This is a genomic window from Lewinella sp. 4G2 (assembly GCF_001625015.1).
Taxonomy (GTDB): Bacteria; Bacteroidota; Bacteroidia; order Chitinophagales; family Saprospiraceae; genus Neolewinella.
The window spans coordinates 328298-353340 of the sequence record NZ_LVWJ02000011.1 but is presented as its reverse complement, the minus strand read 5'-3'; the positions used below and the strand labels follow the sequence as shown (position 1 = coordinate 353340).

Here is a 25043-nt window from a genome sequence, read left to right as displayed (position 1 = left end):
CGGTTAAATGCGGATTTAATTTTAATTGTCATACATAGACTAGATCACTTTGTATCTCTAATTCAACTACGGGATTGAGGTAGTTTGAGTTTGCCAAGTCCACGGCGGGGACGTTGAAGAGATTTTTAAGGTAGTTTTCCAATTCCTCCATCTCCACCAAACCGAAAATGGTATTCTCCTCCAATTGGTAGAGGAGGTCTAAATCGCTTTCGGCGGATTGCTCATCACGGGCATAACTTCCGTAAAGGGCTACGATCTCTGCATGGAACCTCTTTTTGATGTCCAATCGATTTTCTCTTAGTTTTCTAATTACTTCTGCCTTTGTCATAGTGACTGGAGTCTAGAGAGTCTCGTTGAGTTGCACACTTTGGATTCGAAGAATAAACCGATGTTCCAAAGTTAACGAAACATTGGATTCATGTAGGTATACCGTGTAATCCCCACCAATCCTATTTCTTCTTCCGCACCTTCTTCTTGGTCACCACCTTCTTCAATTTCGGGAGCCGCTTACTATTTAGGATGAAATCAAAGCCTTTGCGGAGTAGATCGACTACCTCCGGGGTGACGTCACTCTCATCGCGGAGGCGGAGGGTGTGGACGTATTTGTTCTTGCCCATATTATCCAGCCGGGCGGTTTTGATGGCGGAGCTTTTGAGGATCTCATTGTAAAAGAAGGACACGTCCAGCTCCGTTTTGAGGGCGCGGACGACCATCCAGGCTTTGCCATTGTTGAAGATGATGGCGTTTTTGCCGGCGCCAATCACTTGGGGCTCCCATTCGGCTACGGCGAGGAGGAGGGCGTCGAAAGCGAGTACGACGTCGGCGGCTTTGCCTTCGAAGATGTCTTCGATGGTCCGGTCACTGCAGTAGTGGGTTTGGTTTTGGCGGAAGAACTCTCGTTGGCATTTGGGGCAGGTCCAGATTTCGGGCATAGCTTGGTCGGTTGGGTGGCTTGGGTCCGTTATTCATAAGTCCATTCGCTGGGGGAGTGTTCTGGAACATCAGGTTTAGCTATTTCTTGGCGTACTTATCCTGAGAGTGGCGGATTGATCCTCTCCCCACTTCCTTTGCACCCGCGGCAGCGCCCAAATCGGGTTGATGCAGCGGGGAAAAACGAACTCCGAAACCCTTCGCTTGCGTTAGGAGGAATGCATTAGTCATTTAAACAACCCAAGCATGCAACTATCAAATTTACGCGTGGCCGCCCTGGCTACTAACGGCTTCGAGGAAGTCGAACTCACCCAACCGCGGAAGGCACTCGAGGAGGCTGGCGCAACCGTGACCCTCATCAGCCCGGAATCCGGCAAGATCAAGGCCTGGGCCGGAGATGACTGGGGAGGCACCTACGATGTGGACGTCGTCCTCTCCGAAGAAACGATGGGTAGCGACTACGATGCGCTACTGCTACCCGGCGGCGTATTGAGCCCCGACGCGCTGCGCATTAATGGCGATGCCCTGGCGTTCGTCGATCACTTTTTTCGCGAAGGCAAACCGGTTGCGGCCATCTGCCACGGTAGCCAGACGATGATCTCCGCCGGCCTCGTGCAGGGCAAACGGATGACGGCCTACAAAGCGATCCGGACCGACCTCGTCAACGCCGGCGCGATTGTGGTAGATGAACCGGTAGTGGTGGACGGCACTCTCGTCACCAGCCGGAACCCGGATGACATCCCCGCCTTCAACGAAAAGATGGTGGAGGTCTTCAGCAGAGCCGCCGTACCCGCGTGAGGAAATTCGATTACAGCTTAGACTACAAGCAACTGGACCTACGGGAACGCCCTGAACTCTACGCGATTGGGCGTGGGGAACAGGGCGTGCTCACGGTCGAACCCTACAAGTCGGAGATCCTACCCAACTGGCGATTCAAGGACCCGGAAACGGCCACCAAATCATCAGAAAAGATCTGGGCCCAGTTTCAGGAATACCTGGATAAGGGGGAATTCGTCGGTGCCGATATGGCCCGCAAATTCTTGCAGATGGGCTACACCCGCGCTCGCCGCTACGCCAACCATAAGGGCGGGAAGAAGTATGACGGGCCCGTCCCCGACGACAAAAAGGGCGTCAGTGGCGCCCATGGCCGGCCCGAACTACCCCGTACGCCCGAAGACCCGGTAAAGGCCGAAGCCGCCCGCATCTTCAAAGCCAAGTGGGACGCCGCCGTCGCCGACGAACGCTACCTGAAACAAAAAGCGGACTTCATTGAGCGGTATGGGTAAAGCGAAAGAGTTGCACTAACAGCTACAATCCCCCGTAATGCGAGCCTGCTTATAGGCACCCGTAGCTTTGACAATGACGCGGACGGAGCCGGAAAACATCGTCCCCCCAAAACCGGTATCACCTTCTTCGTAAAGCCGAGTCACGACGCGGTAAGTATCGTCTTCGTGGACGTAGACATCTTCATCCACATCAGAATCCAGGTCCTGCGGCTGCCGGTCCCACCGGACTTGTAACTCCTGCCCGTCGATGCCGATGACGCCATCGCCGCGGCCGTAACCGAATACGAATAGGTAGTCGCTATCGAAATCATCCACCGGCGCGTCCAGCGTAAGGGCACAGGAACAACCCTGCAGCTGAGTTGGAAACTCTGCCAGGCCGGTCAAATCAATCTCCGCCTCTCCAGTGATGGCCGGCCGCTCGGAAATGCCGGGAGCCGGCAGCGAAATCTCTTCCGCCGGGCCGCTGGTAGCGTCGTTGGTGTTCACGGGTTCGGGCGACGAACAGGCCGCTAGAGCTGCGGTGAGCAGAAAGAAAAATAGGTAACGCATGTGGCTGTGGTTGGTGGGTTTAGGCTCAGTTCTAAAAGGGGGAAAGGCCCCATAAAGGTTCGCAGTAAACTTGCGGATGATGCACCGTCAAATGAATTGCAATGGTCAGAAACTCAGGGCACTGCACCGCCCCGTTGCGACGTCGTAAAATTCGGTACCTTGATACTGGCGGATAAAGGGGGAGAATGCGACCCGGTAGATGGAATCCGCCGTAAACGTGTAGTCGTTGCTCCAGGTGTAATTGGAGGTTTTCGCGGTAAGAGGTACCTGCCAGTCCACCATACCACGCAGGTAAGCAATTTGAGCGAGTAACTCCGGTTCGTCGGACAAATCGTAGGCGCAATCCAGGTAACCAAGCACGTAAGCGCCGGACTGGGTGGCGCGGTAATCCGCCCGATTGTGCGGAAGGGCCATGTGCCCGTTGGTGAACGGCCAGGCTTGATAGCCGGGCTCGAGGTAGCCCGACCAGCCGTAGCTGAGCATCATCCAGGATTCACCGTAGTAACTCATATTGTACCAGGCGTTGGCGAGTTCGTAGCAGGCGGCAGCTCCGGCTTCGCCCGTCTGTTGAGTCGCCTGTTCCAGGTCCAGTAATTTCCGCAGCGTGGCCGCTTTGCCGGGGAAGGGAGCAGTGGTTTCGAAGGGGCGGGTGAAGACGGACTGCTGGAGGTAATCGCTAAACGCATAGGTCTCCGCGTACCATTTGTTTCCAATCGGTGAGATGTACTCCAGTGCCTTCGCCACGTCCCGGCGGCGGAGGGCGGAGGTGCCGGCGACGTCGCGGACGGCGTTAACGTCGACAAACCCCTTCTTGGCTAGCATCCGTTCAAAGCGATCTTTTGGGGCACGACTAATCGTTGCGATGATGCCATCGTAGACCTGGTAACTAAGGTCGCGGTCCAGGTAATCGATGTAGGAATAGTACTTACTGGAATACCCGTAACCATTGATGTAGGGCAATGATCGCACGCTCATGAAGTAGGCGGAAACGGTATCCTTCAGGGCCTCACACCGCAGCGAAGTGGCCCGGGATAAGGCGGAGGAACGGTTGCCTTCTTCCTGGTTTTCTCCGTAGTAATAATCTCCGGAATCATACCGCGCCCGTTCCTCCGTCCCTGGTGGTGGTGCGAGGGCTTCCTCAAGTTCAGGGAGGCGGTTGCTGACGAGTTCCTTCAACTCCTGCAGGTCGTTGCCGGGCCGTTGGATTGCCGCCAAGTAATAAATGATGTCCCCCTGAAGCGCGTATTTGGGGTTGACCTCCGCGGCGGCGGGCAGCAGGGTGATGGCCGCATCGTAATCTTCATCCAGGAAGGCCAGATGGGCGCGGTACAGGACGGTCATGTCCGGGGTGGGGGAGGTGAATTGCTTGGCGAAGGCGCGTACTTCTTTCAGGTAGGCCCGGTCGCGGCGGTAATTCTTTTCCCGGAAGGCCGTGGCCCGATCCCCGAGTTCAGGGTAAAGATCCCGGTAGCTGAAATCTTGCTCCGGGCCGAAGTAACCAGCGTGTACGGCGGGTGCCATATTGGTTAGCCGAAAGCTCATCAGCCAGTCTTCCAGCTTGTTGATCTCCCGCGTCATTAGGAGGTCCAGGACCGGATTGGTAGGGTCATAGCGGTACGCTTCTTTAAGTAGATCCAGGGCGCGGTCCGGCCGTTTCGCTGCTGCCAGGGCGTAGAGGTTGGACCGTTCGTAATCGTTACTCGCCTGGTCCAGATAATCCAGGACATTAAATTCGTTGGCGGTACGCGTGAATACCGCGTGCGCCTTTTCCGGAACTTCGCGGAAGGCGTTGGCCAGCATGATGGTGCGTCTTACGTCGTCCTTGTAAAACCCCGCCATGTGGTAGCGGGCCCAGTCGGCCAGCACGCTCTCGTCGTTCCCCTCGAAGTGTTGGGTGAAGAGCCGGTCCGCCGCAGGCAGGTCGTCCGCGTAGTAGGCCTGGACGAGTAGTTGGTAGGCCCAGCGTTCCTGCAGGAAGGATCCAGTTTCAGCGTCGGCGTAAGCGGTCTCCGCGGTGAGGGCGAGCTCTGCATCGCTTTTTTGTTGGTCGTCCGCCTCGTCCTCATCCATCCACCAGTAGGTACCAACGTCAGAAGGTTTTTCGTAGGCCTTGGCGTAGAGGAGGTAGTCCACCAAAGCCGGTCGCTGGCGGAAGCGTTCCCAGCCGGGGTTGGTCTTGTGGGTAAGGTTCTTTTTACCAGCCTTTAGTTTTTGCCAGTCGTCCAGTCCGGTATCGTACACGAGTTGAAGGACCTGTTCCGCCGTCACGCCGCCGCCGAGTTCCTGGGCCCATTGTTCTCCGTTGCGCATCCGGTCCCTGCCGGCCGTAGCGTTGGTGCCGGGGTGGAATTTTTCTGAAGAGTAGAAGAATAGTTCGTATTCCTGCCCAATCAAGTAGGGGTTGAAGAGGGCTACGCGGTATTCATCGCCCAGGATGGAAAATCCGCAGGCGTTTATGTGGCCATAACAGAGAAACAGTGATACAATGGAAAGAAGACGGAGCATTTTCATGGGGCGATTTTCGAAGTCAGGTAAAAGTAACCTAGTCATAGCCGGTGCTGCTATTTAGCCCATGCTTAATCTCGATTTTAATCCGCTGCTTTAGTAGGCAAGCGTTCCAGCACCCCTTCCTGCCAATCAAAGTACAGCAGGTACCGCGGGTTCGTCTTTTCAACCAACAACTCCCGCGCGGCGGAAAGTACTTCGGTATTTACGATCCCGTCGCCTCGGATAACGTCGCCCGGGCGGAGGAAGTGGCCATTCACCAGGGTGTCACGTTGGACGGTATATCTTTTCCCTTTGACGGCAAATTGTCCGTCTTCCTCCGTCACAAAAAGGTTGGCGTCAATCATCTCGGGGTGGTCCGTTAGCCCCAGGAATTTCCGGCCACGGAAGGCGGCGCCCCAGCGGAAGAGGGGGAGGGCAACGTCAAGCGGGAGGGGGTAGAGGTCGGCTTTTAGGTAGCCACGGAGGAGGTCCTCGTCGTAAATGGCGTCCCGGGTTTCCCATTTGTTGGCTGCGGCGAGGTTGTAGCACATGAGGAGGCCGCGGTCGGCGGGGGGTACGCCGTTGTCCGTTCGTTCGCGGTACTGGTGGAGGCGGATGGTCACACTCAGGTCGAGGCCCGGTCTTTGCCGCTTTACTTCGCTCAGCATCCCGAAGTAGGCATCCCGGGTCAGCGCCGTCCAGTCGCAATCAATTTGTAGCTCGTCCGAATTTCGGAGCGTGGGATATTTATTTAAATAATAATCCAACCGCGCCAGTAAGGCTCTGGCTACGGATTCCGGCGCCTGTCCATTTTTCCAAATGCGATTTACGATGAATATTACCGGGACGTAGGTTAACCCCTCCGAAAAGTCTGGATTGTCTGGTAACAGAATGCGACCGCGATCCTCGAAATTTGTACCTTTTGTGTCTAGGTCAAATAATCGCAGATAAACGCGGTCCAAGCCGTGCTGCTGAATTTTTTGCTGCTCCGCCTCATCTAATTCCCACGTGGATTTCCAGTAATAAATACCGGTGTCCGGCTCGGACGTCGAGCAAGCAGAAAATAGCAACACGACAAAAAAGGGTAGAATGCGGTACATAGTATTCAGCAAAAATAAAGGAGACACAATTGTGGGATGCAACGATAAACTAAACCAGGGTTTTGCGTAATATCTTGGAGCCATGCATAGATTTCTGTACTTCCTGGGGCTGCTCATCTTTCCTACTTTTCTCGCCGCCCAGTGGTCGCCCAATTCCGTTTACCGCGAATATACCTGGGTGATGCCCGCCGGCGGGGAAGCCTTCCTGCGCGTCGGTGGCCGCTACGGGTACGCTGCCCAACCGGAAAAAATTGCGCCCGAATTGCGCGACGGCAACCAACTTCTCATGCCTGCAGCGATCGATATGCGAGGAGCAACCCGGGCCGAGGTTTGCCTGGAAAAAGTCCAGAGCCACGAAGATAGCCGAGACCTGCGCATCTCCATCAACGGCCACGCGCCCATCCCCGTTCCCGAGCCCGATTACATCCCTGCGCCACAGACGGAATACATGTACCACACGAACCGCACCGTGCCCATCCCCCTCGACCAGTTGACCGACGGACAGGGCATCCGTTTCGCCATGTCACTCGATACCGCCCAACGCTGGGGCTGGCCACAAAACGTCTTTTACGGCCTCACTTTCCGCATCTACTATGCTGACGAGCCGGGCCCGCAACTCGCTCCCATCCCGGCCTCCGTACCCGCGCTCAGCTACTTATCCATTGCGGGCGCTGCCGCAGGTGCCCAGGAAATGGGGAAGGCGGCCGACTACATCCTGGTGGGTCGCGAAGTAGACTGGTCCGGCCGCGGTATTCAGGACCGCAAGCACTGGCAAACGCATCGGGGACAAGCCCACCACACCTTGGGATATTCGACAAACCCGGACGATGACTTCTCCGTAAAGTGGGATACGGAATGGTTACCCGATCAGGAGTCCTTCGGCGTCCAGGCAAGAGTGCTCGGTGCAGACGGGAAGTACCGGGTATCTGAGGTACGGGAGGGACTCCGTTTGGCTGACCGCCCCTACCGCGTCGTCGCCCACTCCTCCGGCCCCGCTCCCCGCAACTGGGTTACGCGCTCGGGAGAATTCGAACAAAACGTGACGGTAAACGACAACCCGGAAGACGCCATCGCCCTCCAACTCAATTGGGTAAGCTGGTCTCCCTGCTACGCCAACGGCGTCTACCTGAATGGCCACATCATCTGGAATACGAACGAGGATTGCTACGTCTTCGCCACCCACTCGCCGGTCTTCGACGGGCTGGAACTCAAGTACCTCAACGAAGGGGAGAACATCATCTCCACCGGCCTCACCCCGCTGGTGCACGGCGGGATGGTCCACGGAATGGAAGTGCAGTGGCCCGGCTTTCAGCTGAAGGCCAAATACAAAAAGTAGGGTAGGGGAATTGTGGCCCGGGCTAACCGAAGCAACAATAGATGAAGGCCGGCGGCAAATTGGCCATCGTGAAACTCGTCGTCACCTTCCCGAAGTAACGCTTGAGTAAGGACCGGTCCTGCAACGCATACTGGTACTGGATGAATTGCCCCCGCTCCGCCAGGACCAATTGGGATTGACGGAGGATCTCGGATTTGATCTCCTTGGGGATCATCGAGAGGGGTAGGCTAGAAATGACGTAGTCCACGCTGCCTTCCGCATAGAACTGTAGCAACTGTTCCGCTCCAACCGGACGGACCGTTAGCCGGCGATCCTGGATGCCCCGTAGTTCTTCCACGAAGGTGGGGTTGATCTCGAAAGCCGTCACCTCACTGTCGGCGTGGACGCGGCCGAGGATGGCTTCCGTCACGCACCCGTTGCCCGGGCCGAGCTCGACGATCCGCAGGGGGCGGTCAGTCGGCAGCGGCGCCACGAGCTTTTTAACGAGCGCTTTGCTGGAGCTGGCAATCGCCCCGGTGGAGCGAAAATCTTTCAGGGCCGTACGGAGAAAGAACCAGTTTTGTGCCATGCTTAAGTAGGTGGATAGAAGGACAAGGTACAATAAATACGAAGCCCGGCCCGGGTAGAACGGTTGACACCCCAAAACGGTAGTTCAATAGCCTAACAAGGCGCTTGCTTCATTGATAAAGCCACGTTTAGGTCACATTAGCCTTCCCGTCGCAACCAGGCCAGCCTTCCGTGCGTACTCCGAGGTAACCCAACAGGTAATCAATGCTTAGAATTCTGCTCGTTGAAGACGAAGAAAACATCCGCGAAACCGTAAAACTCAACTTCGAGATGGAAGACTACGAGGTCGTCACCGCCGCCGACGGCCGGACTGCCCTTAAGCACGCCGCCGAGCAGCACTTCGATGTGATGGTGGTGGACGTAATGCTCCCTGAAGTCAACGGCTTCCAGGTCGTCGAACAGATACGCCTCAGCGATCGGGAAACACCCATCATCTTCCTCACGGCTAAAGACCAGGCCCAGGACCGGATCGAAGGCCTCAAAAAGGGTGCCGACGATTACCTCACCAAGCCTTTCGTGTTTGAGGAACTCCACCTCCGCGTTCGCCGCCTCATCGAACGGACGAGCAAGAGCCCCCTCGTCAAGCCCGACCTCTTTGAATTTGGCAACAACAAGGTCAACTTCGCCACCTACGAAGCGACGGGTAACCAGGGAGATTTTACCCTCACCAAAAAGGAAGCCATGCTGCTCAAGCTCCTGACCGACCGGGAGGGCGAAGTCGTCAGCCGCCAGCAAATTCTCCAGTCCGTGTGGGGTTACGACGTTTACCCGAGCACCCGGACGATCGACAATTTTATCCTCTCTTTCCGGAAGTACTTCGAAGCGGAACCCAAGTCGCCCAAGCACTTTTTGAGTGTTCGGGGCGTGGGGTACAAGTTCAGCTCGGGCAAGTAATCATCTCCTTGATTTGGGTGTTGGTCAGTACTCGTGCAGAGGCCACATCTGCGCAGCTGGAGGTATTCGGGGATTCCGGGTGACGAAGTTCCCGGTCACGGCCCACCTTTAAGTGGGTATTCATACTACGAAGGACTTGCCCATCGTAATATTGCGTAGGGCCCAGCCGTGCGCAAAAGATCATCGCGCGCTCGCCGGCCCGGACACTTTTGACTATCCGGTGGAGTAGCCGTTTGCTGCCCCGCCAACCAACGTTATAAATGGATAACCTTTCCTTCGAATACCCCGCCTGGTTCCTGTTGCTGTGCGCCGTTGCGGGGCTCGTCGTTGCCCTCGTTCTGTACTTTCGGGAGCAGCAATTCCGCGAGCAGCCGCGTGGCCTGGTATGGGGGATGGGAATCCTCCGCTGGCTGGGCTACAGCTTACTGGCCGCCCTGTTGCTCTCGCCCCTGCTGCGCTACGTGGATCAGGACCAGCAGGAGCCCGTCGTCGTCCTGGCCCAGGACGTATCCGAATCCATCGGTATGGAGGTCGACACCACGGCCTACCGCGAGCAGTGGAATGCGCTCCGCAATTCCCTCGCCGAGAAATACCAGGTAGTGGAATACACCTTCGGCCAGAACGTCCGTACCGATGGTGGGCTGCAATTCACCGACAAACGGACCAACCTGGACGCCGTCATGACCGAGATTAGCGACGTTTACGGTACCCAGAATCTGGGCGCCGTCGTCCTGGCTACGGATGGCATCTACAACGAAGGGACGAACCCCGCCTACCGCGACCTCCAACTGCAAGCTCCCGTCTACACCGTCGGGTTGGGGGATACGACCGTGCGGCGGGATTTGCTCGTTCGCCGTGTCTTCCACAATAAAATTGCTTACCTCGACGATCGGTTTTCCATTCAAATCGACGTGGCGGCCCGTAGTGCGGCTGGTTCCAGTACCAAGCTCACCGTCAGCAGCGTCGGAGATGGGGGGAAGATCCTGCACACCGAAAACATCCCCATCCAGGGGAACGATTTCTTCACGACGAAGGAAGTTATCCTTACCGCCGATAAGCCGGGCGTTCAACGTTACCGGATTGCGCTGACGGGGATTCCCGATGAGATCAGCACGGCCAATAACCGGCGGGATATTTTCGTGGACGTCCTGGACGCCCGACAAAAGATCCTCATCCTGGCCGCCGCGCCCCACCCGGATCTGACGGCCTTCAAGCAGGCGTTGGCCGTGGGGCAGAACAACGAAGTGGCCGTTGGCTACGCAGGTAAATTCAGTGGTCGGCTGGCGGACTTTGATTTGGTGATCCTCCACCAGTTGCCGTCGGTCAAGAACTCCATTAAGGGTACCCTCGATCAATTGGCGCAGGCTAAGGTGCCGACGCTGTTCGTGCTGGGAGAGCAAGTTCCATCCAATACTTTTAATGGTGCTCAGGACCTCGTCAGTTTTAAAGGAACAGCTGGCGCGAAGGGGAACGACGTCAGTGCGCGCCTGGCCTCTGGCTTCAACTTATTTACGCTTTCGGATGAACTGAAGCGGGGGATCCCCAATTTCCCGCCCCTCACCGCGGCCTTTGGGGAATTTACCGTAAACCCGGGCGGAACACCGCTCCTGCGGCAGCGCATCGGTAGCGTTGATACGGATTACCCACTCGTCGTGATCGGCGAAAGCCGGGGCGTGCGGACGGGCGTACTGGCCGGCTCCGGCCTCTGGCAATGGCGCCTGTTTGATTTTCTGGACGGGGGTAACCACGACCGATTCGATGAGCTCATCAGCCAACTCACCCAGTACCTGACGGTGCAGGATGACAAGCGCCGCTTCCGTGTGGTGCTTTCCGAGAACATCTTTGACGAAAACGAGCCCGTCCAGCTCGACGCCGAATTGTACAACAGCAACTACGAACTCATCAACGACCCCGAAGCCACCGTTACCGTGACCGGCGAAGACGGCCGCGAGTATCCCTACACCTTCACCCGTACGAGTAACGCCTACGCCCTTAACGCGGGAATTTTACCCGTCGGGAATTACCGCTTCCGTGCCCGCACCAACGCCGGCGGTGAGGATTTAACCTACAATGGCCGCTTCAGCGTCCAGGCCGTAGAAGTTGAACGCTTTGCCCTGGAAGCGGACCACGATCTACTCCGCCAACTCTCCGCCCGCTACGGTGGCGATCTGCTTTTCCCGAACCAGTTGGCCGAATTGCCCGCCCGGTTGGAAGCCGCCGGCACCGTTAAACCCGTCTTGCTGGAGACGATTAATACCCGCTCCGTCATCCACCTCAAATGGATCTTCTTCGTGCTGCTGACGCTTTACGCGGCGGAGTGGTTTATGCGGCGTTACTTTGGGGGGTATTAGTTTTGCGGTCAGAGCATCTCTGTTTGCTTTTGTGATTTGGTTCGCAGGAGAGGTAGAGATGAGGAGAAGTAGAGGCGATTATCCTGCTTAGTTTTTCAGTTTTTTCGGAAACCAATTGGCTTGATTTCCTCGTCCATGCTCCAGCTAATCAAGTGCTAAGGAACTCTTTCGGTAGTGTTGTGGTGCAACCTCCTTTACTCTTTTCCTCTACCTCTCCTGCGAAATAGCGCGTAGCGCAACCACGCACCCTCCGAGTTTAATATTATCCCGCTCTTATGCCCAAGCCACCAGTAGACCACTTCGAGACCCAAACCATCACCATCGACCCCAAGCAGCAGCCGGTCCGGATCGATAAGTTCGTCACCGAGCGCCTTCCGAAGATTTCCCGCAACCGCATTCAAAACGGCCTCAAGAAAGGGACCATTTTGGTAGACGGAAAGCAGGTGAAGGCCAACTACCTCGTCAATCCGGGGGAGGTTATCTCCATTCAAATCCCGCGCTACCGGCCGGAAGGGGAGGAGTACGTCATCGCCCAGGATATTCCGCTGGATGTGCGCTACGAAGATGAGCACCTGATGGTGATTCACAAGCCGGCGGGGATGGTCGTCCACCCGGCCCCCGGGCACCGGGATGGGACCTTGGTGAACGCCCTCAAATTTTACCTGGGTCGGGAAGATATCCCCACATTGGAGGGAAACGATGATAGCCGTGCGGGGCTCGTACACCGGATTGATAAGGATACGTCGGGCTTGTTGCTCGTCGCCAAATCCGCGGAGGTGATGACGCACCTGGCGAAACAGTTTTTTGATCACAGCATCGACCGCGTTTACCAAGCTATTTGTTGGGGGGAACCCGATCCGCCGGCGGATACCATCGAGGCCCACCTCGGCCGCGACGAAAAAAACCGCCAGAAATACCGCGTCTTTGCGGATCCGGAAGAGAAGCACAAGCACGCCATCACCCACTACGAGACGTTGGAGGGCTTGTACTACGTTAGCCTATTGCAACTCAAATTGGAGACGGGGCGGACGCACCAGATCCGCGTCCACATGCAGTCCATCGGTCACCCGCTGTTCAACGACGCGCGGTACGGTGGCGACCGGATCGTTAAGGGTACCATTTACTCCAAGTACCGCATTTTCGCCGAGCGTTGTTTTGAGTTGTGCCCCCGCCAAGCCCTCCACGCCAAGTCGATTGCCTTCACCCACCCCGTAACCGGCGAGCGGATGTCCTTCGACAGCGACCTCCCCGAAGACATGCAAACCATGCTCGATCGCTGGCGCAATTACGCGACTTCCAAGCGGCAAAATGATACCCTTACGTGAGCCCCGCCGATGCCGTTTTGCGGTGGGTCGAGACCTTCGTGCTTCGTCATGGCCTCTGCCCCTTCGCCGCCGTCCCCTGGCGCAAAGGCCTGGTTAGTGCAGAAGTGCTCGAAGCGGAAGACATCGAGACGCTTTTCTATTCGGCGCTGTCGCAGGTGCAAAGTTTCGTAGGGAAGGAGCGGAGTAAAGTAGAAACCACTCTCCTAGTCGTCCCCCACCTGCTGGCGGATTTTGAGACCTTTTTAGATTTCGTTTTCACCTTCGAGGAAGCCCTCGCGGAGACGGGCGCAGCGGAGTTGGTCCAATTGGCCCACTTTCACCCGGATTACCAGTTCGAAGGCCTGGAGTTTGAAGACCAGGCCAATTTGACGAATCGATCACCGTGGCCGGTGGTGCAATTGTTACGGGTCGAGAGCGTAGCGGAGGCGGTGGCAGGGCACCCGGACGTGGAGGGGATACCGGGGCGTAACGTGGCGAGGATGCGGAGCATTGCGCCGTAACTCTACTGGTAGGTTCGCCTTCAGGCGAACCCGTGCTTAAGCCACGCCAACCCCAACAGGTAGGTTTGCCTTCAGGCGAACCCATGCTTTAGCCACTCCTGCTCCCAACCGGTAGGTTCGCCTTCAGGCGAACCAATAGGAAATTAGGAAGAAGCAGCTCACCCAACTTCCCCCAAGTCGTAAGCCATAAGCCGATCATACCAATATTGAGGTGAAGGATAAACCCGCCGCTCCGCTAACGCAGAAATCTCCTCCCAGCTTTTACCACCGGTGAATGGATGGTCCCCAATTTGTTGTGTAATCCCTGCAGCAACTGGATTATTTAAAGTATAGCGGTAGGCGGAGTATAAATGCGTTTCCCCTCGAATAAAGCGGTCCCTGTAGCGGCGAGCCCAAAGAGGTTTGCCCCGTCGTCCTAAAATTCGGTTGATCCGGAAAGAAGATCCACCCTTAATCAAATTCATCACTTTGCTAAGGGGGACGTAGTTCAAGTCGTCGGTCTGCACGCTAAGGTCTATTTCTATATGCACGTGATTAGACATCACGGAGTAACTGTACAGGTCGTAGTATACACCGTCATACTTTTTTAGGGTATCCACGATAACCTGTGCTGCACGTGCATCTGCGAGCGGGTGTGTCTGATTCGCGTGCTGTTGTAGTAAAATGTCTAAGCGCCGATCGAAAGAGGATCGGGCTTTGAAGTACGCGTTACGCCAGTCAGCCTTTTTGAACCTAAGTATACCCGAAAGTTTTTCGTTTCGATCGTTGGCTAATTTGTAAAGAATAGGTTTAGGCACTGCATCGTCGACGAGGATTATTACTGAATAGGTTGCCCGCTTGGGCTGGAGATGGGGGAGTTGGCCGGTGCGGTAGGTGTTTTTTAAAGAGTTCATGCTGCTGTTTTGGATTTGCAAGGTAAAACATTAAGTGAAGTGAATAAACATTTTGTGTTTAATATTTTGATGTTGACATGATTGGTTCGCCTGAAGGCAAACCTACCGGATTAGTTCGCCTTCGGGCAACACTACTGGAATAGTTCGCCTTTGGGTTAACCTACTGGGATAGTTCGCCTTCGGGCAAACCTCACGGTAGGGGGATATTACCTTTGCGGTATGACCCTCCAAGACCGCCTCCACACCCTCCAACAACTAGCCACCCACCTATCCGGCCCCGAGGATGAATTCCTCACCGCTCTCCAAAAAAGGACGGCCTTCAACAACGAGTGGTTCGACATCGCCGGGCAACGAGCCTCCCTTTCTGCCATCCGGGACGAATTTTTGGACGCCAACAAACTGCGTGCTTGGGTAGCCGCCTATCCTTCCCTCGCACCTGCGGCAGCGCCCAGTGAGAGGAAGACGGTAGGTCTCGTCCTCGCGGGGAATATTCCACTGGTGGGCTTTCACGATATGCTTTGTGTGTACGTGGCCGGCCACCGAGCACAGATCAAACTGAGTAGTAAGGACCCCTACGTGCTGCCCTATTTGATCAAACTGCTGGGGAAATTTGACGAGCGAGCCGCCGACTACTTTTCTATCGTTGAAAACCTGAAGAATTACGACGCGGTGATCGCCACTGGCTCCGACAATACCGCGCGCTACTTCAAGGCGTACTTCGGAAAGGTGCCCCACATCATCCGCCGGAACCGGAACGCCGTGGCGGTACTGAACGGTAGGGAAACCGAGGAGGAGATGCGCGCACTCGGCCGCGACGTATTTACCTACTACGGCCTGGGTTGCCGCAACGTATCCAAACTCTACGTGCCGCGGGGCTACGATTTTCAACCATTGCTCGAAATCTTCCACGAGTGGAAGCAACTGCAGAACCACACCAAGTGGAAGAATAATTTCGACTACAATTACGCTCTGACGACGCTGAACAAAGAATCCTTCCACCTCACCGGGCCGCTGATGGTTCTGGAGGAAGAGGCGATTATCTCGCGCATCGCTACGCTGCACTTTAGTTACTACGACGGTATTGAGACGGTAGCGCAAGAGCTACTCGAAAAGGCGGAGGCCATCCAACTCGTCGTGGCCTCACCGGGCGTTCTGCAGCAGCCCACCTTTGCCTTCGGCGAGGCGCAGCAGCCAGGCCTGACTGATTATGCGGACGGGGTGGATACGATGGAGTTTTTGTTGTCGCTGTAAGCCAGCCGTTGAGCGCTATGCCCGCCCGGTAGAAAAGTAAAATCCTAGCTTTTTCGCTACGTCCTCCGGCAGTTGCGGCAACTCCGAGCGGGAGATTAACAACGAAGAAATATTATGCAGATCCTTAAAGATCTTGTGCTTCTCCGCCGTTGCCGCCAGGTAATCGTGGCCGGAGGAGCCGCCGGTACCGATCTTGTTGCCGATCATCCGCATCACCATTTGGGCGTGGCGGTAGCGCCAAGTAGTGAGTAACTCATCGATGTTCGTGAGCTCCGTCAGCAGGTTGAAGGGGATGTTGAGGATGGGTTTATCCCGGTAGAGATTGATGAGGAGCGCCGCAATCGTCGCATCGTAGGAGAGCCGGTTCTGGCCTTCCGCAATGAGCCGCTCGTGTTCTTCGCGGGAAAGGACGTGCTTGAAGTAACTGTTGCTATCCCCCAGCATTTTCAGCCGAATTTCCTTCATCCGGTCGGTCAGGTACTCGCTCTCCTGAATGTTTTTCCGCTCCCGTTCAATCATGTGGTGAACGGATTGCCGGTATTCACTCAAAAAATCGAAACCTTCCAGTTGAAGGAAAGGCGTGCGCTCCAGCCACCGTTCCACCAATTCAAAAAGGCTGCCGTTATTTTCGATGTCCTCCAGCCGGGCCTGCTGCGGTTCCGTAAAGGCGATCTTGTACGATTTTCCGTGGTAAGTCATCCGGTCCCCCTCCCGCAGGCCGAGGGTAGATTCAATCATCCGGAATTGCATACTCTGGAAGCCGGAGGCGGGGAAGAGGTAATCCCGAAAGTCCAGAAAATCCAGCGGTGTCATTGTCTCCATCACCTTAATCTGCTCGATCATCAGATCAATGATGGTAGAGATCCGTTTGAGCCGAAGGAGTACGGTATTCATGTTGTCCTCGTCCACCCGCTCTTCCCGGAAAAGGGCGCAAACGCTATCCAGCTCCGTCATGATCTGCTTGAACCACAACTCGTACACCTGGTGCATGATGATGAAGAGCGTCTCGTCGTGCGCATTCTCCCCCAACGCCGCACTCCGGTTGTTTTGGATGGATAATAGCTTGTCCAGCTCCAGGTAATTCTGGTAGTGGATGGTGGTGTATTTTTCTTCTTTTTTCATGAGGACATTTATTAGAAAAGCGAAAGTCGATTTTAAATAGGAGATGACCATGGATTTGTATATCGTCAATTTCTATACTTTGGTCGAACCCAGTTTATTTCTGGTTGCCAATAGATGAATGAGCCATCCTGTTCGCTTACGCTATGCAAGGGAGCATAACCTATTGGATCCACATACAATCTGTTTGTGTTGCTATCCCAAGCCCAGAACTGATAAAAACGTAACCCACTTACGCGCTTAGAAAATGCCTCTCTAATAAAAGGTACATAAGTAACATTAAAGTTTTCATCAATAACTTCTACTGTGTCCACACCCCCGTCCAAACTTGCGATTGTAGATGGATATGGTTCGCCCCAATCTAGCGTGTTATTGAATGCATTAATATTACTAGCAATAGCATTAGACAGCTGAATGAGTACTTGTTCCTTTTCTTGTTTGGAAGAAAATGATTCTTTCATTGCGATAAAGGGCATTTGGAAATATTTCCTTTCAACGTACGTGTATTCATCCGTCAATGCGATCTTATCATTTAAGGGATGAATCTTGAAATATAGATTATATCGAATATTCAATGCTTCCCATGTTAAATGCCCCGCTCGTACCTCCTGATTTAAGTCTCCCATTTCAGACAACTCTATATCTAAGACTAGGCCTATGCTACCCTTTATCCTGTTTAGTGAAGTCGTTACTATATCTGTGCCAGATGAATTTAAGTATCTATTGTTGTTATCTACTAGGCCTGTCCGAATGAATATTTGGTCAACTTCACTATCGGTTAAAGGGGAGGTCAAATCTTCATCCCGGTATACGGATAGCTCTTTACGAACAATCGCACTTACAATACTGTGCTGTAAGTCAAAGTCATTAACGCCAATCATGTGAGCCTGATCGTCTGTATTTGATACATACTTTACCACTTTTGAACGATGATTCAACTCGCCCTCGCTTTCCCAGCCAGTGTTTACCTCGACTGTAGCAGACCAAACGATGTTACTGATACTATTGTGTTGACAATACAGCATTGAACAATGCATCATCATAAGTAGTAAATAAAATCGCATATTTCAAGATGGTTTATTGATTAGTTACTCTTATAATCGAAAAAAGCGGAGCCACTGGGTGATCCATTGACTCCGCTTTTAGTAAAAGTGAGGTGAATTGATTCGGGTCACCCTACTCCTCCCCCAAAAACGCATACCGGTAATCCAGCGGCGCCGCAAAGTTCTCTTTGATCAACCGTGGAGAGATCCACCGCTGCAGGTTGAGGGCGGAGCCGGCTTTATCGTTCGTACCACTACCGCGCGCACCACCGAAGGGCTGCTGGCCAACGACGGCGCCCGTGGGCTTATCGTTCACGTAGAAGTTGCCGGCGGCGTTCTCGAGGGCGCGGGTGGCGTGGTTGATCACGATCCGGTCCTGAGCAAAAATGGCGCCGGTGAGGGCGTAGGGTGAAGTGGTGTCCACCAACTTCAGCGTTTCTTCCCACTGGTCGTCTTCGTAAACGTAGATGGTCAGGACGGGGCCAAAGATCTCTTCTTCCATCGTAGTGGAACGCGGGTCGGTCGTCACGATCACGGTGGGCTCGATGAAGAAGCCTTTGGATTTATCGTAGCCGCCACCGGCAATGATCTCGCTGGTTGCCTTATCCTTTTCGCCGTCGATGTAGCCGGCGATCTTGTCGAAGGCCCGCTCGTCGATCACGGCGTTGATGAAGTTGCCGAAATCTTCGACGGTGCCCATCTTGAGGGTCTTCATGTCCGCGAGCAAGCGTTCCTTGATGGCGGGCCACAGCGAAGCAGGCAGGTAAGCCCGGCTGGCCGCCGAACACTTCTGGCCCTGGAACTCAAAGGCACCCCGCAGGCAGGCCACGGCCACCTGGTCTGGATTGGAAGAGGGGTGGACCGCAATGAAATCCTTACCACCCGTCTCGCCCACGACCCGTGGGTAGCTCCGGTAGCTGCTGATGTTGTTGCCAATTTCCTTCCACAAATGCTGGAAGACACCGGTAGAGCCGGTGAAGTGAAGACCGGCAAATTCGCGGTGTTTGAAGACGATGTCGCCCATCTTCGGCCCGTCCGTGTAGATCAGGTTGATGACGCCCTTGGGCAATCCGGCCGCTTCAAACAGCTCCATGATCACGACGGCGGAGTAGATCTGCGTTTCGGAGGGTTTCCACACGCAAACGTTGCCACAAAGCGCGGGCGCCGCGGGCAGGTTCGCCGCGATGGAGGTGAAATTGAAGGGCGTGATGGCCACTACGAAACCTTCGAGGGGGCGGTACTCCACCTTATTCCAGGTCGGTTTGGGGGAGTGCAAGGGCTGCTCCTTGATGATCTCCTGGTAGAAGTAGGCGTTGAAGCGGAAGAAGTCACACAGTTCGGCAACCGCGTCGATCTCCGCCTGGTAAGCATTTTTGGACTGGCCGAGCATTGTTGCCGCGTTCATCCGCGCGCGGAAGGGCCCACTCAGAAGGTCGGCTGCCCGCAGAAAAACGGCGGCACGTTCGTGCCAGGGCGTTGCGGCCCAGGATTCCTTGGCGGCCAACGCGGCATCGATAGCCTGGTGTACGTGGTCCTCCGTGCCCCGGTAGAAATGACCAAGGAGGTGGTCCCGTTCGTGGGGCGGGTGGACGCTCACTTTCTCGCCTTCCAGAATGCGCTCGCCGTTGATGAAGGCGGGTAGTTCTACGGCCTTGGCTTTCGCCGCTTTCAGGGCTGCTTTAAGGTTGGCGCGCTCCGGGCTGCCGGGGGCGTAATTCAGTACGGGCTCGTTGGCGGGCACGTCAATGTGGAAGATCGCGTTGGACATCTCTGGCTTGGTTTTAGTGGCTGGTTAGGCCGGTGCATCGGGATGCCCGCAAAGGTAATCAGGAGCAGCGACCCGCCGGGGTTTTCGGCGCGCTCAATGCCAGGTTGTGCCGCCTACCGGCTGATCTCGCTACGGCGGCGCATTCGCACTTCAAGCTTCGTGCGTCGGTCTTTCCGGACGATCACCCGGTGGCGTTGGGGCAGATAGCCCTTAGCGCTGACTTCCACCTCGTATTCGCCGTCGGCTAGGTAGCGCTGGAAGTCACCAAAATCGCCGTCCGCAAACACGTCGGAGTTATCCTTATCGTGGCCCGGGATGTAGATGCGGGCGGGGATAGGGTCACCGGTCAGGTCGTCCACCACCTCGCCGTGGAGGCCGTTGCGGGCCTCATTCACGTAGCCGTAGATGGGGCCACTTACGTAGTCCCACAGCTGGGTAAGGTCGTCGGCGGGGAAGCGTTTGGCGTCACTCACCTCCAGCGTCGCTTCGCGGCAACGGTGGTAATAGTTCATGTAATCCTGGCGGGATCCTGAGATGGGGTACCAATCGTGACCGTTCGTTACGCCGTTTTGCCGGTCCTCAAAGTAACCATCGCGGCCACTGCTGATTTGCGCACGTTGGGCAAATTCCCGGCTGATGCGGCGCCACCAAACGTTGTCGGGGTGGCGGTTCCGGTAGGTATCCCAGGGGTAATTAAACACCTCCGCGCCACCGTGGATATTGAGCGCGAGGTCAAAACTATGGTCGGCGGCGGCCCGCATGAAGATCTCCGTTTCCGGCTGGTACGTTCGGTTATCGGGGTGGGCGCCGTCGTCGGGGTCGGGGTAGTTCCGGTTCAGGTCCACGCCGTTGCGGTTGCCCCGCCGGCTGCTGAGCAGGTGTTGGTCACTGGAGTAGTAAGCGCCGTCGGGATTGGCCAGTGGATTGATGAATACCTCGAGATCACCCAGCAAAAAGGCGTGGTCACCCCGCAGCATTTTTTCGGCCATATTCAGCAGCAGCCAGTAGCCGGCGAGTTCGTCACCGTGCATCGCGGCGGTGAGCAATACCTGGGGCTTTCCCTGCCGGTGGCGCACATTTTCGCTCAGGCGCAGTGTCAGAATCTGTTTGCCGGAGGGTAGGGTGCCCCATCTTTCCAGCGCACACCGATCGGGGTAGGTCCGCGCCAGCGTGTACATCAATTCCTCGTATTCCTGGTAGGTCGGGTAGCGATCTTGCGGCACCAGTTTGTCGGGCTCTATCCGTTGCTCAAATAGCTGGGCGCTGCCGCGGGTGCCGGGTAAGGACGATCTCCCCACCTCCTGGCCCAGGACGGTCCCACTCATGCAGAGGGGTAACAGGACGACGAAAAGGAAGACGTATTTCATTCTGGAAAGCGAATAAGACCGGCCCGCATGAATCGGTCGAATAACTCAACAACGGACGGGTGACCACGTGAACGTTCAAATATAGCCGTTCAGTATTTCATAACCTCCGTAGGGGGAGCCAGGTTTTGTCGGCCACGGGCCCGGCACTGATGTCTACTGTTTTAAAGTTTCCCCAACAACAATTGCAGATCTCGGTAGTTAATAGTAATATTGCTATATAGCTTTGTGGTGAGTTGTAGATGTCTGACTCACCGAAGTATCAAACCCCACTAAAATTAAATCTCCATGCTCCTTTCCGAACTCAAAGCCTTCCAACCTACCGGCGATACCCTAAGCATCCTGTTGCCGGACGGTACCCCAGTACCCGCCCACTTTCACGTCACGGAATTAGGGGAAGTGACGAAGCGCTTCATCGATTGCGGCGGCACCCTTCGCGACGAACGAACCGCCAACCTCCAACTCTGGGTCGCGAATGACTTAGATCACCGGCTATCCGTAGCCGGCTTGCGGAAGATCATTGAAATGGCGGAGACCCAACTAGGCCTCGGCAACCTCCCGCTGGAGGTGGAATATCAGGGGAAGGACACCATCCAGAAATTTGGTCTGGAAGCCCGCGACGGCGCCCTTCAACTCACCGGCAAACAAACAGACTGCCTTGCCCTGGACGCCTGCGGTATCATCCCCGGAAAAGTCAAGAAGACGATGGTGAGTCTCGCTAGTAGTTTCTCGAAAGCCAAAGCGGAATCCACCTGTAAACCGGGAAGCGGCTGCTGCTAAAGAATTGTCAGGCTACCCCTTTTTTTCATCTGGAATTAATCCCTTCCGAATGGGCCTTACTAAAACCCCCGCCTACACCGCCGAGCAACTGCAGTACGCGGCCCTGTTCAAGGCACTGGGCCACCCCGCCCGCATTGCCATCCTCCAAAAGCTGATGGACATCAACTGCTGCATCGGCCGGGAATTCACCGAGGATATGGACCTCTCCCAACCCACCATCGCCCGCCACCTAAAGGAACTCAGGGCCGCCGGACTGATCAGCGGAACGGTAGACGGCAATAGCATGAAGTATTGCATCGCCAACACTTACCGCGACCGCATCAGACTGTTTTTCGCCAATTGTTGCTAGGTAACGAAGGAGTTACAGTAAGCCGTGAGTCTAGTTAAGTCACCTAGGTCAGCACCAAATTCTCATGGTCTACCAACTCTCTCCTCTTATCCCTCTCTTCCGCCTTAATCTTCTTCCGGAAAAAGTATGGCGAAGCCATACCAAAATAGAGAAGTTGATCAGATACTGAACCAGGTCGAAACCGTCACTCCCCCCGAATCAATTCAATATACCCAGACAACTGCTCCGAAGAAGCCGTAACCCCCTCCAACCGCTCTTCAAAGATCGTCGCCACGTAGTAGTAAGTCCCCGAAGCTAATGCATCACCCGACTGATTAACGCCGGTCCAGTTCAAAGCCGGGTCCTCCGTCTCGAAGACCAATTGGCCCCAGCGGTTGAAGATCTGGAAGTCAACCCGGTCCACAAAACAACGGCTGATGGGTACAAATACTTCGTTCTGCCCGTCACCGTTCGGGGTGAAGGTGTTGGGGAGATCATAGATTGGGCAATTCGTCACACAAATCACCTCGCTGAACTCGCTTTCGTTACCGTTCTGGTCGAAGGCTGTGATGGCGTAGCAACCGGTAATACCGTTCATTGGGAAGTCATCGTACGTATTCGTCCGTTCTCCGTTGAGTTCGACGATCTGGTTGAATTCCGCGTCGGGGCCGGCCGCGAAGTAGATGCGGTAGCCGGCGACGTCACCATCACCACACACGTCGATTGGCCGCACCCAATTCAGGGTGTTAAACAAGTTATTCGCATCCGTACAATCTACCCCTCGATCACAAGGGCTGGTAATGGAAAGGGTCGGTGGACACGGGGGGACATTATCCTCCGGGACCAGACACAGCTCCTGGCTATTGTTCAGCAGTAGTTCCGGCAGGCCTTCAACGTTGTAGGTGCCGGATGCCAGGATGATGTAACAGTATTCCTCACCGTTGGTCAGGTTCTCATCGCGGAAGGTTTGTTCTTGCGTAGTCGCCCGCAACGTAAAGTCGGCTTCACCCGGGCCGCGGCGAAGTACGTCGTAGCTGAAGTTCGTCCACGGTACGGTGAAGGACCAATTCAACACGTTGGCTTCATCCGTGGGGCTCCCCTCCAGGCGGACGCTGCTGCCGGGTTGGGGTTCGCCAACTGGCTCGGTTTCAACCGCTACGAATAATTCGATGCGGTAGGTATAGGCATCGTCGGTCGTGTTCAGGCCCGTATCAGTGAAGCAAGTATCTACCTCCTCCCCGAAGAACTCCGTTTCAAAGGTAGCGATGGGGGAGAAGCTCCCGGGGTCTGTCGTCTGCCCCGTCGCGCGGCTAAGGACGTAGCGGTAGGGGCCTTCATTCAGGAGAGTATCCAGGGCGTCGGCATTGGGCAATACCCAACAGACGTCGATTTCACCATCCGAATCATCTGTTTCCGTGACGTCCACCTTCGTCAGTAACGGTAAATCCCTTTCTAATTGGACGCAGATCTCTTCGGAGGGGATGGACTCCAGGAGGCCAAAGAAGGCATTGCTACCTGCGACGGGTCTTCCAAAATCCGCGACCACCCGGTAACAATACGTGCGGCCAGGAGTAATGTCAAGGTCTAAAAACACGTACCGCCCATTATCCATTTCCATGGTCGGTTGGTCGGTGATCTCGGTGTAGCCGCGCCCCTGTAGCCCGGTCTCACACGTGTCGACCACGAAGGGATTGCTTCCAATGCGCCGCCATACGCTAAAACCACGAAAACGCGGATTGTCCTGGTCCTCGCATGCGTAAGGTTTCTCCCAGGAGAGCAATACGGATTCGTTGTCCGCTACCGTCTGTAGGTCCTCCGGTGGTGGGGCAACTACTTTGATGGAGACCGACCTCAGAGTCGCCAAACCACCCTGACGGTCGCCAACGTTGGAACGCTGGAAAAAGTCATCTTCCGCCCGGAATACAACGAAGTACGGCTGATTACTTACTTCCGAACAGGTAGGTCGCCACCGGAAAGTGCGCTGAAACGGATCTTCGTTATAGAGCGAATCATTTGGCGTAAAGGTGGCGGGATTATCCGGCAGGTCAAAAGGCCGGCCGCTGGCTTCCAACCGTACGAGTTGTGGATCGTCCTCAATTGGCGCTCCGGCGATTACGTCGAACTCGATGAGTTCACCCGCCACTACGCAGATCTCTTCTACGGGAATGTCCAGCGTCGGTGGGTCGTTGCTGCACTCCTCCACGAAGATCTGCATATCGCGGACCACGGTGTCCAGCGGGAGGCCGTTTCGGAAGGATTTGATGAGGAAGGCAAGGTTGTATTCTCCGGGAGTAACTGGCGTATTCCAGGTGATCTGTCCGGACTCTTCGTCAATCGTTAATGACCCCGTTGTGCCGCCAAAGCGATTGGGTAAAACGTAGTCCGCAATTGGAATATTCGGTGCCCGTTGCGGAATCGTGAACTCAAATGCGAGTGAGTCTCCATCTACGTCGAAGGCGCCGGGATTGTGCGTCCACACGGAACCGCTACACGCGTTTTCAATGGGGATTTGGGTCATCTCCGGTGAAGAGTTGCACCCTCCAAATAAAGGATTAATTAGCGTGTAAACGGTATAAACGCTAAAGGGAATATTTACCGACGAACCTCCATCAATATTGAGCACATTGGCCACACGGTTCTGATCCTGAAAGCTGATGAAATAAGTGCCCGGCCCACTGTAAGTATGAGTTTGCGTATACTCGTTGCGTTGAATACCGTTCCCCAACGAGATCCGTGCCGTCCGTGCGATTGTCTCCGAAGGCTGGCCGATGCCCCAGGAGATGATCAGGCTATCCCTGTCCACCTCCGTTTGGATGGTTTCGGTATAGGTGATGATGGTGGCCTCAATCCTTAGCTGATCGTTGATGCTACCGCAGTCTCCCGCCTTGCGCACGATGATCTCTCCCGCCCGGTTGTGCGTCGCCCCGGCGGCTAGGGGGAGGATTAGTAAGGTGAGTAGGAGTAAAAGGTGGCGCATGGTCCGCAGTGTTGTAAGGCTTAAGGTAGCAAGCTGGCGTGGATGTCTAACGCACTAATCCTCCTTTTGCTTTCAATCTTGCTGTCGGCCGGCCAGTATTTTGTGGATTTTCGGTCCGAAAATAAGCCTGTCGGTCCTTCGGATGAGCCCCGCCCTGATTTCTTGCCCCTTAACCTGGCACCCGCGGCAGCGCCC

The 25043-nt window shown here is 55.4% G+C and carries 22 protein-coding genes; 10 read left to right on the top strand and 12 right to left on the bottom strand.

Annotated elements, in window-relative coordinates; translation table 11 throughout:
* Positions 1-28: 28 nt before the first annotated feature.
* Together A3850_RS01495 and A3850_RS01490 are read right to left on the bottom strand one after the other, a co-directional pair.
* Positions 29-328, bottom strand: coding sequence for a nucleotidyltransferase family protein (locus A3850_RS01495; RefSeq protein ID WP_068213333.1), 300 nt, complete (start codon positions 326-328; stop codon positions 29-31).
* 121 nt (positions 329-449) lie between these two features.
* The gene (locus A3850_RS01490; protein WP_068213332.1) at positions 450-932 is read right to left on the bottom strand and encodes a DUF5655 domain-containing protein; all 483 of its coding nucleotides are present in this window, start codon (positions 930-932) and stop codon (positions 450-452) included.
* A gap of 244 nt (positions 933-1176) precedes the next feature.
* Here A3850_RS01490 and A3850_RS01485 point away from each other — a divergent pair, with 244 nt between their 5' ends.
* Together A3850_RS01485 and A3850_RS01480 are read left to right on the top strand one after the other, a co-directional pair.
* Entirely contained in the window at positions 1177-1728 is a 552-nt protein-coding gene (locus A3850_RS01485; RefSeq protein ID WP_068213330.1) for a type 1 glutamine amidotransferase domain-containing protein, read from the top strand.
* Positions 1725-2216, top strand: coding sequence for a DUF4385 domain-containing protein (locus tag A3850_RS01480; protein ID WP_068213327.1), 492 nt, complete (start codon positions 1725-1727; stop codon positions 2214-2216). The genes A3850_RS01485 and A3850_RS01480 overlap by 4 nt, the downstream gene beginning before the upstream one ends.
* A gap of 15 nt (positions 2217-2231) precedes the next feature.
* Here the strand turns inward: A3850_RS01480 and A3850_RS01475 are convergent, their stop codons facing one another.
* From A3850_RS01475 to A3850_RS01465, 3 genes are all read right to left on the bottom strand, one after another.
* Entirely contained in the window at positions 2232-2765 is a 534-nt protein-coding gene (locus A3850_RS01475; protein WP_068213324.1) for a hypothetical protein, read from the bottom strand.
* A 105-nt stretch (positions 2766-2870) separates the two neighbouring features.
* Complete coding sequence (locus A3850_RS01470; RefSeq protein ID WP_068213322.1) at positions 2871-5276, bottom strand: hypothetical protein; 2406 nt, start codon at positions 5274-5276, stop codon at positions 2871-2873.
* A 77-nt stretch (positions 5277-5353) separates the two neighbouring features.
* Positions 5354-6352, bottom strand: a complete 999-nt coding sequence (locus A3850_RS01465; protein ID WP_068213319.1) for a hypothetical protein — start codon at positions 6350-6352, stop codon at positions 5354-5356.
* An 82-nt stretch (positions 6353-6434) separates the two neighbouring features.
* Between A3850_RS01465 and A3850_RS01460 the strand changes: the two genes are divergently transcribed.
* Positions 6435-7688: a hypothetical protein gene (locus A3850_RS01460; RefSeq protein WP_068213315.1), complete on the top strand. Its 1254-nt coding sequence runs from the start codon at positions 6435-6437 to the stop codon at positions 7686-7688.
* A 22-nt stretch (positions 7689-7710) separates the two neighbouring features.
* Here the strand turns inward: A3850_RS01460 and A3850_RS01455 are convergent, their stop codons facing one another.
* Complete coding sequence (locus tag A3850_RS01455) at positions 7711-8256, bottom strand: class I SAM-dependent methyltransferase (RefSeq protein ID WP_068213312.1); 546 nt, start codon at positions 8254-8256, stop codon at positions 7711-7713.
* A 203-nt stretch (positions 8257-8459) separates the two neighbouring features.
* Between A3850_RS01455 and A3850_RS01450 the strand changes: the two genes are divergently transcribed.
* The 4 genes from A3850_RS01450 (at position 8460) to A3850_RS01435 (ending at position 13325) form a co-directional block, all read left to right on the top strand.
* On the top strand, positions 8460-9149 hold the full coding sequence (locus A3850_RS01450; protein ID WP_068213309.1) for a response regulator transcription factor: 690 nt from the start codon (positions 8460-8462) through the stop codon (positions 9147-9149).
* A 260-nt stretch (positions 9150-9409) separates the two neighbouring features.
* On the top strand, positions 9410-11500 hold the full coding sequence (locus A3850_RS01445) for a hypothetical protein (protein WP_068213306.1): 2091 nt from the start codon (positions 9410-9412) through the stop codon (positions 11498-11500).
* A gap of 275 nt (positions 11501-11775) precedes the next feature.
* The gene (locus A3850_RS01440; protein WP_068213303.1) at positions 11776-12825 is read left to right on the top strand and encodes an RluA family pseudouridine synthase; all 1050 of its coding nucleotides are present in this window, start codon (positions 11776-11778) and stop codon (positions 12823-12825) included.
* The gene (locus A3850_RS01435) at positions 12822-13325 is read left to right on the top strand and encodes a DUF1415 family protein (RefSeq protein ID WP_068213301.1); all 504 of its coding nucleotides are present in this window, start codon (positions 12822-12824) and stop codon (positions 13323-13325) included. Before A3850_RS01440 ends, A3850_RS01435 begins: the two co-directional genes overlap by 4 nt.
* A 158-nt stretch (positions 13326-13483) precedes the next feature.
* Here A3850_RS01435 and A3850_RS01430 read toward each other — a convergent pair whose 3' ends face one another.
* Positions 13484-14218, bottom strand: coding sequence for a transposase (locus A3850_RS01430; protein ID WP_068213297.1), 735 nt, complete (start codon positions 14216-14218; stop codon positions 13484-13486).
* Between the two features lie 219 nt (positions 14219-14437).
* Between A3850_RS01430 and A3850_RS01425 the strand changes: the two genes are divergently transcribed.
* On the top strand, positions 14438-15469 hold the full coding sequence (locus tag A3850_RS01425; protein WP_068213294.1) for an acyl-CoA reductase: 1032 nt from the start codon (positions 14438-14440) through the stop codon (positions 15467-15469).
* Between the two features lie 15 nt (positions 15470-15484).
* On the opposite strand, the gene A3850_RS01420 is transcribed toward A3850_RS01425, so the two are convergent.
* The 4 genes from A3850_RS01420 to A3850_RS01405 all read right to left on the bottom strand — a co-directional run bounded on the left by A3850_RS01420 (position 15485) and on the right by A3850_RS01405 (position 20766).
* Positions 15485-16591 (bottom strand): tryptophan 2,3-dioxygenase family protein, encoded by a 1107-nt coding sequence (locus A3850_RS01420; RefSeq protein WP_068213292.1) that lies wholly within the window; start codon positions 16589-16591, stop codon positions 15485-15487.
* Between the two features lie 65 nt (positions 16592-16656).
* The gene (locus tag A3850_RS01415; RefSeq protein WP_157500803.1) at positions 16657-17652 is read right to left on the bottom strand and encodes a hypothetical protein; all 996 of its coding nucleotides are present in this window, start codon (positions 17650-17652) and stop codon (positions 16657-16659) included.
* A 112-nt stretch (positions 17653-17764) separates the two neighbouring features.
* A complete protein-coding gene (gene pruA, locus A3850_RS01410; protein WP_068213287.1) occupies positions 17765-19399 on the bottom strand; it encodes an L-glutamate gamma-semialdehyde dehydrogenase in 1635 nt (544 codons plus the stop codon).
* 113 nt (positions 19400-19512) lie between these two features.
* Positions 19513-20766 carry a M14 family zinc carboxypeptidase gene (locus A3850_RS01405; RefSeq protein ID WP_068213284.1) on the bottom strand — a complete coding sequence of 418 codons (1254 nt, stop codon included), beginning with the start codon at positions 20764-20766 and terminating at the stop codon, positions 19513-19515.
* Between the two features lie 285 nt (positions 20767-21051).
* Between A3850_RS01405 and A3850_RS01400 the strand changes: the two genes are divergently transcribed.
* Complete coding sequence (locus A3850_RS01400; protein ID WP_068213281.1) at positions 21052-21543, top strand: DUF6428 family protein; 492 nt, start codon at positions 21052-21054, stop codon at positions 21541-21543.
* Between the two features lie 49 nt (positions 21544-21592).
* Complete coding sequence (locus A3850_RS01395; protein WP_068213278.1) at positions 21593-21892, top strand: helix-turn-helix transcriptional regulator; 300 nt, start codon at positions 21593-21595, stop codon at positions 21890-21892.
* A gap of 184 nt (positions 21893-22076) precedes the next feature.
* On the opposite strand, the gene A3850_RS01390 is transcribed toward A3850_RS01395, so the two are convergent.
* The gene (locus A3850_RS01390) at positions 22077-24848 is read right to left on the bottom strand and encodes a gliding motility-associated C-terminal domain-containing protein (RefSeq protein ID WP_068213276.1); all 2772 of its coding nucleotides are present in this window, start codon (positions 24846-24848) and stop codon (positions 22077-22079) included.
* Positions 24849-25043 lie beyond the last annotated feature (195 nt).

Bases quoted from the DNA above. Each gene is read 5' to 3' on its own strand.
- A3850_RS01495 (WP_068213333.1), bottom strand. From the start codon at position 328: ATGACAAAGGCAGAAGTAATTAGAAAACTAAGAGAAAATCGATTGGAC.
- A3850_RS01490 (WP_068213332.1), bottom strand. From the start codon at position 932: ATGCCCGAAATCTGGACCTGCCCCAAATGCCAACGAGAGTTCTTCCGC.
- A3850_RS01485 (WP_068213330.1), top strand. From the start codon at position 1,177: ATGCAACTATCAAATTTACGCGTGGCCGCCCTGGCTACTAACGGCTTC.
- A3850_RS01475 (WP_068213324.1), bottom strand. From the start codon at position 2,765: ATGCGTTACCTATTTTTCTTTCTGCTCACCGCAGCTCTAGCGGCCTGT.
- A3850_RS01470 (WP_068213322.1), bottom strand. From the start codon at position 5,276: ATGAAAATGCTCCGTCTTCTTTCCATTGTATCACTGTTTCTCTGTTAT.
- A3850_RS01465 (WP_068213319.1), bottom strand. From the start codon at position 6,352: ATGTACCGCATTCTACCCTTTTTTGTCGTGTTGCTATTTTCTGCTTGC.
- A3850_RS01460 (WP_068213315.1), top strand. From the start codon at position 6,435: ATGCATAGATTTCTGTACTTCCTGGGGCTGCTCATCTTTCCTACTTTT.
- A3850_RS01455 (WP_068213312.1), bottom strand. From the start codon at position 8,256: ATGGCACAAAACTGGTTCTTTCTCCGTACGGCCCTGAAAGATTTTCGC.
- A3850_RS01450 (WP_068213309.1), top strand. From the start codon at position 8,460: ATGCTTAGAATTCTGCTCGTTGAAGACGAAGAAAACATCCGCGAAACC.
- A3850_RS01445 (WP_068213306.1), top strand. From the start codon at position 9,410: ATGGATAACCTTTCCTTCGAATACCCCGCCTGGTTCCTGTTGCTGTGC.
- A3850_RS01440 (WP_068213303.1), top strand. From the start codon at position 11,776: ATGCCCAAGCCACCAGTAGACCACTTCGAGACCCAAACCATCACCATC.
- A3850_RS01430 (WP_068213297.1), bottom strand. From the start codon at position 14,218: ATGAACTCTTTAAAAAACACCTACCGCACCGGCCAACTCCCCCATCTC.
- A3850_RS01425 (WP_068213294.1), top strand. From the start codon at position 14,438: ATGACCCTCCAAGACCGCCTCCACACCCTCCAACAACTAGCCACCCAC.
- A3850_RS01420 (WP_068213292.1), bottom strand. From the start codon at position 16,591: ATGAAAAAAGAAGAAAAATACACCACCATCCACTACCAGAATTACCTG.
- A3850_RS01415 (WP_157500803.1), bottom strand. From the start codon at position 17,652: ATGCGATTTTATTTACTACTTATGATGATGCATTGTTCAATGCTGTAT.
- pruA (WP_068213287.1), bottom strand. From the start codon at position 19,399: ATGTCCAACGCGATCTTCCACATTGACGTGCCCGCCAACGAGCCCGTA.
- A3850_RS01405 (WP_068213284.1), bottom strand. From the start codon at position 20,766: ATGAAATACGTCTTCCTTTTCGTCGTCCTGTTACCCCTCTGCATGAGT.
- A3850_RS01400 (WP_068213281.1), top strand. From the start codon at position 21,052: ATGCTCCTTTCCGAACTCAAAGCCTTCCAACCTACCGGCGATACCCTA.
- A3850_RS01395 (WP_068213278.1), top strand. From the start codon at position 21,593: ATGGGCCTTACTAAAACCCCCGCCTACACCGCCGAGCAACTGCAGTAC.
- A3850_RS01390 (WP_068213276.1), bottom strand. From the start codon at position 24,848: ATGCGCCACCTTTTACTCCTACTCACCTTACTAATCCTCCCCCTAGCC.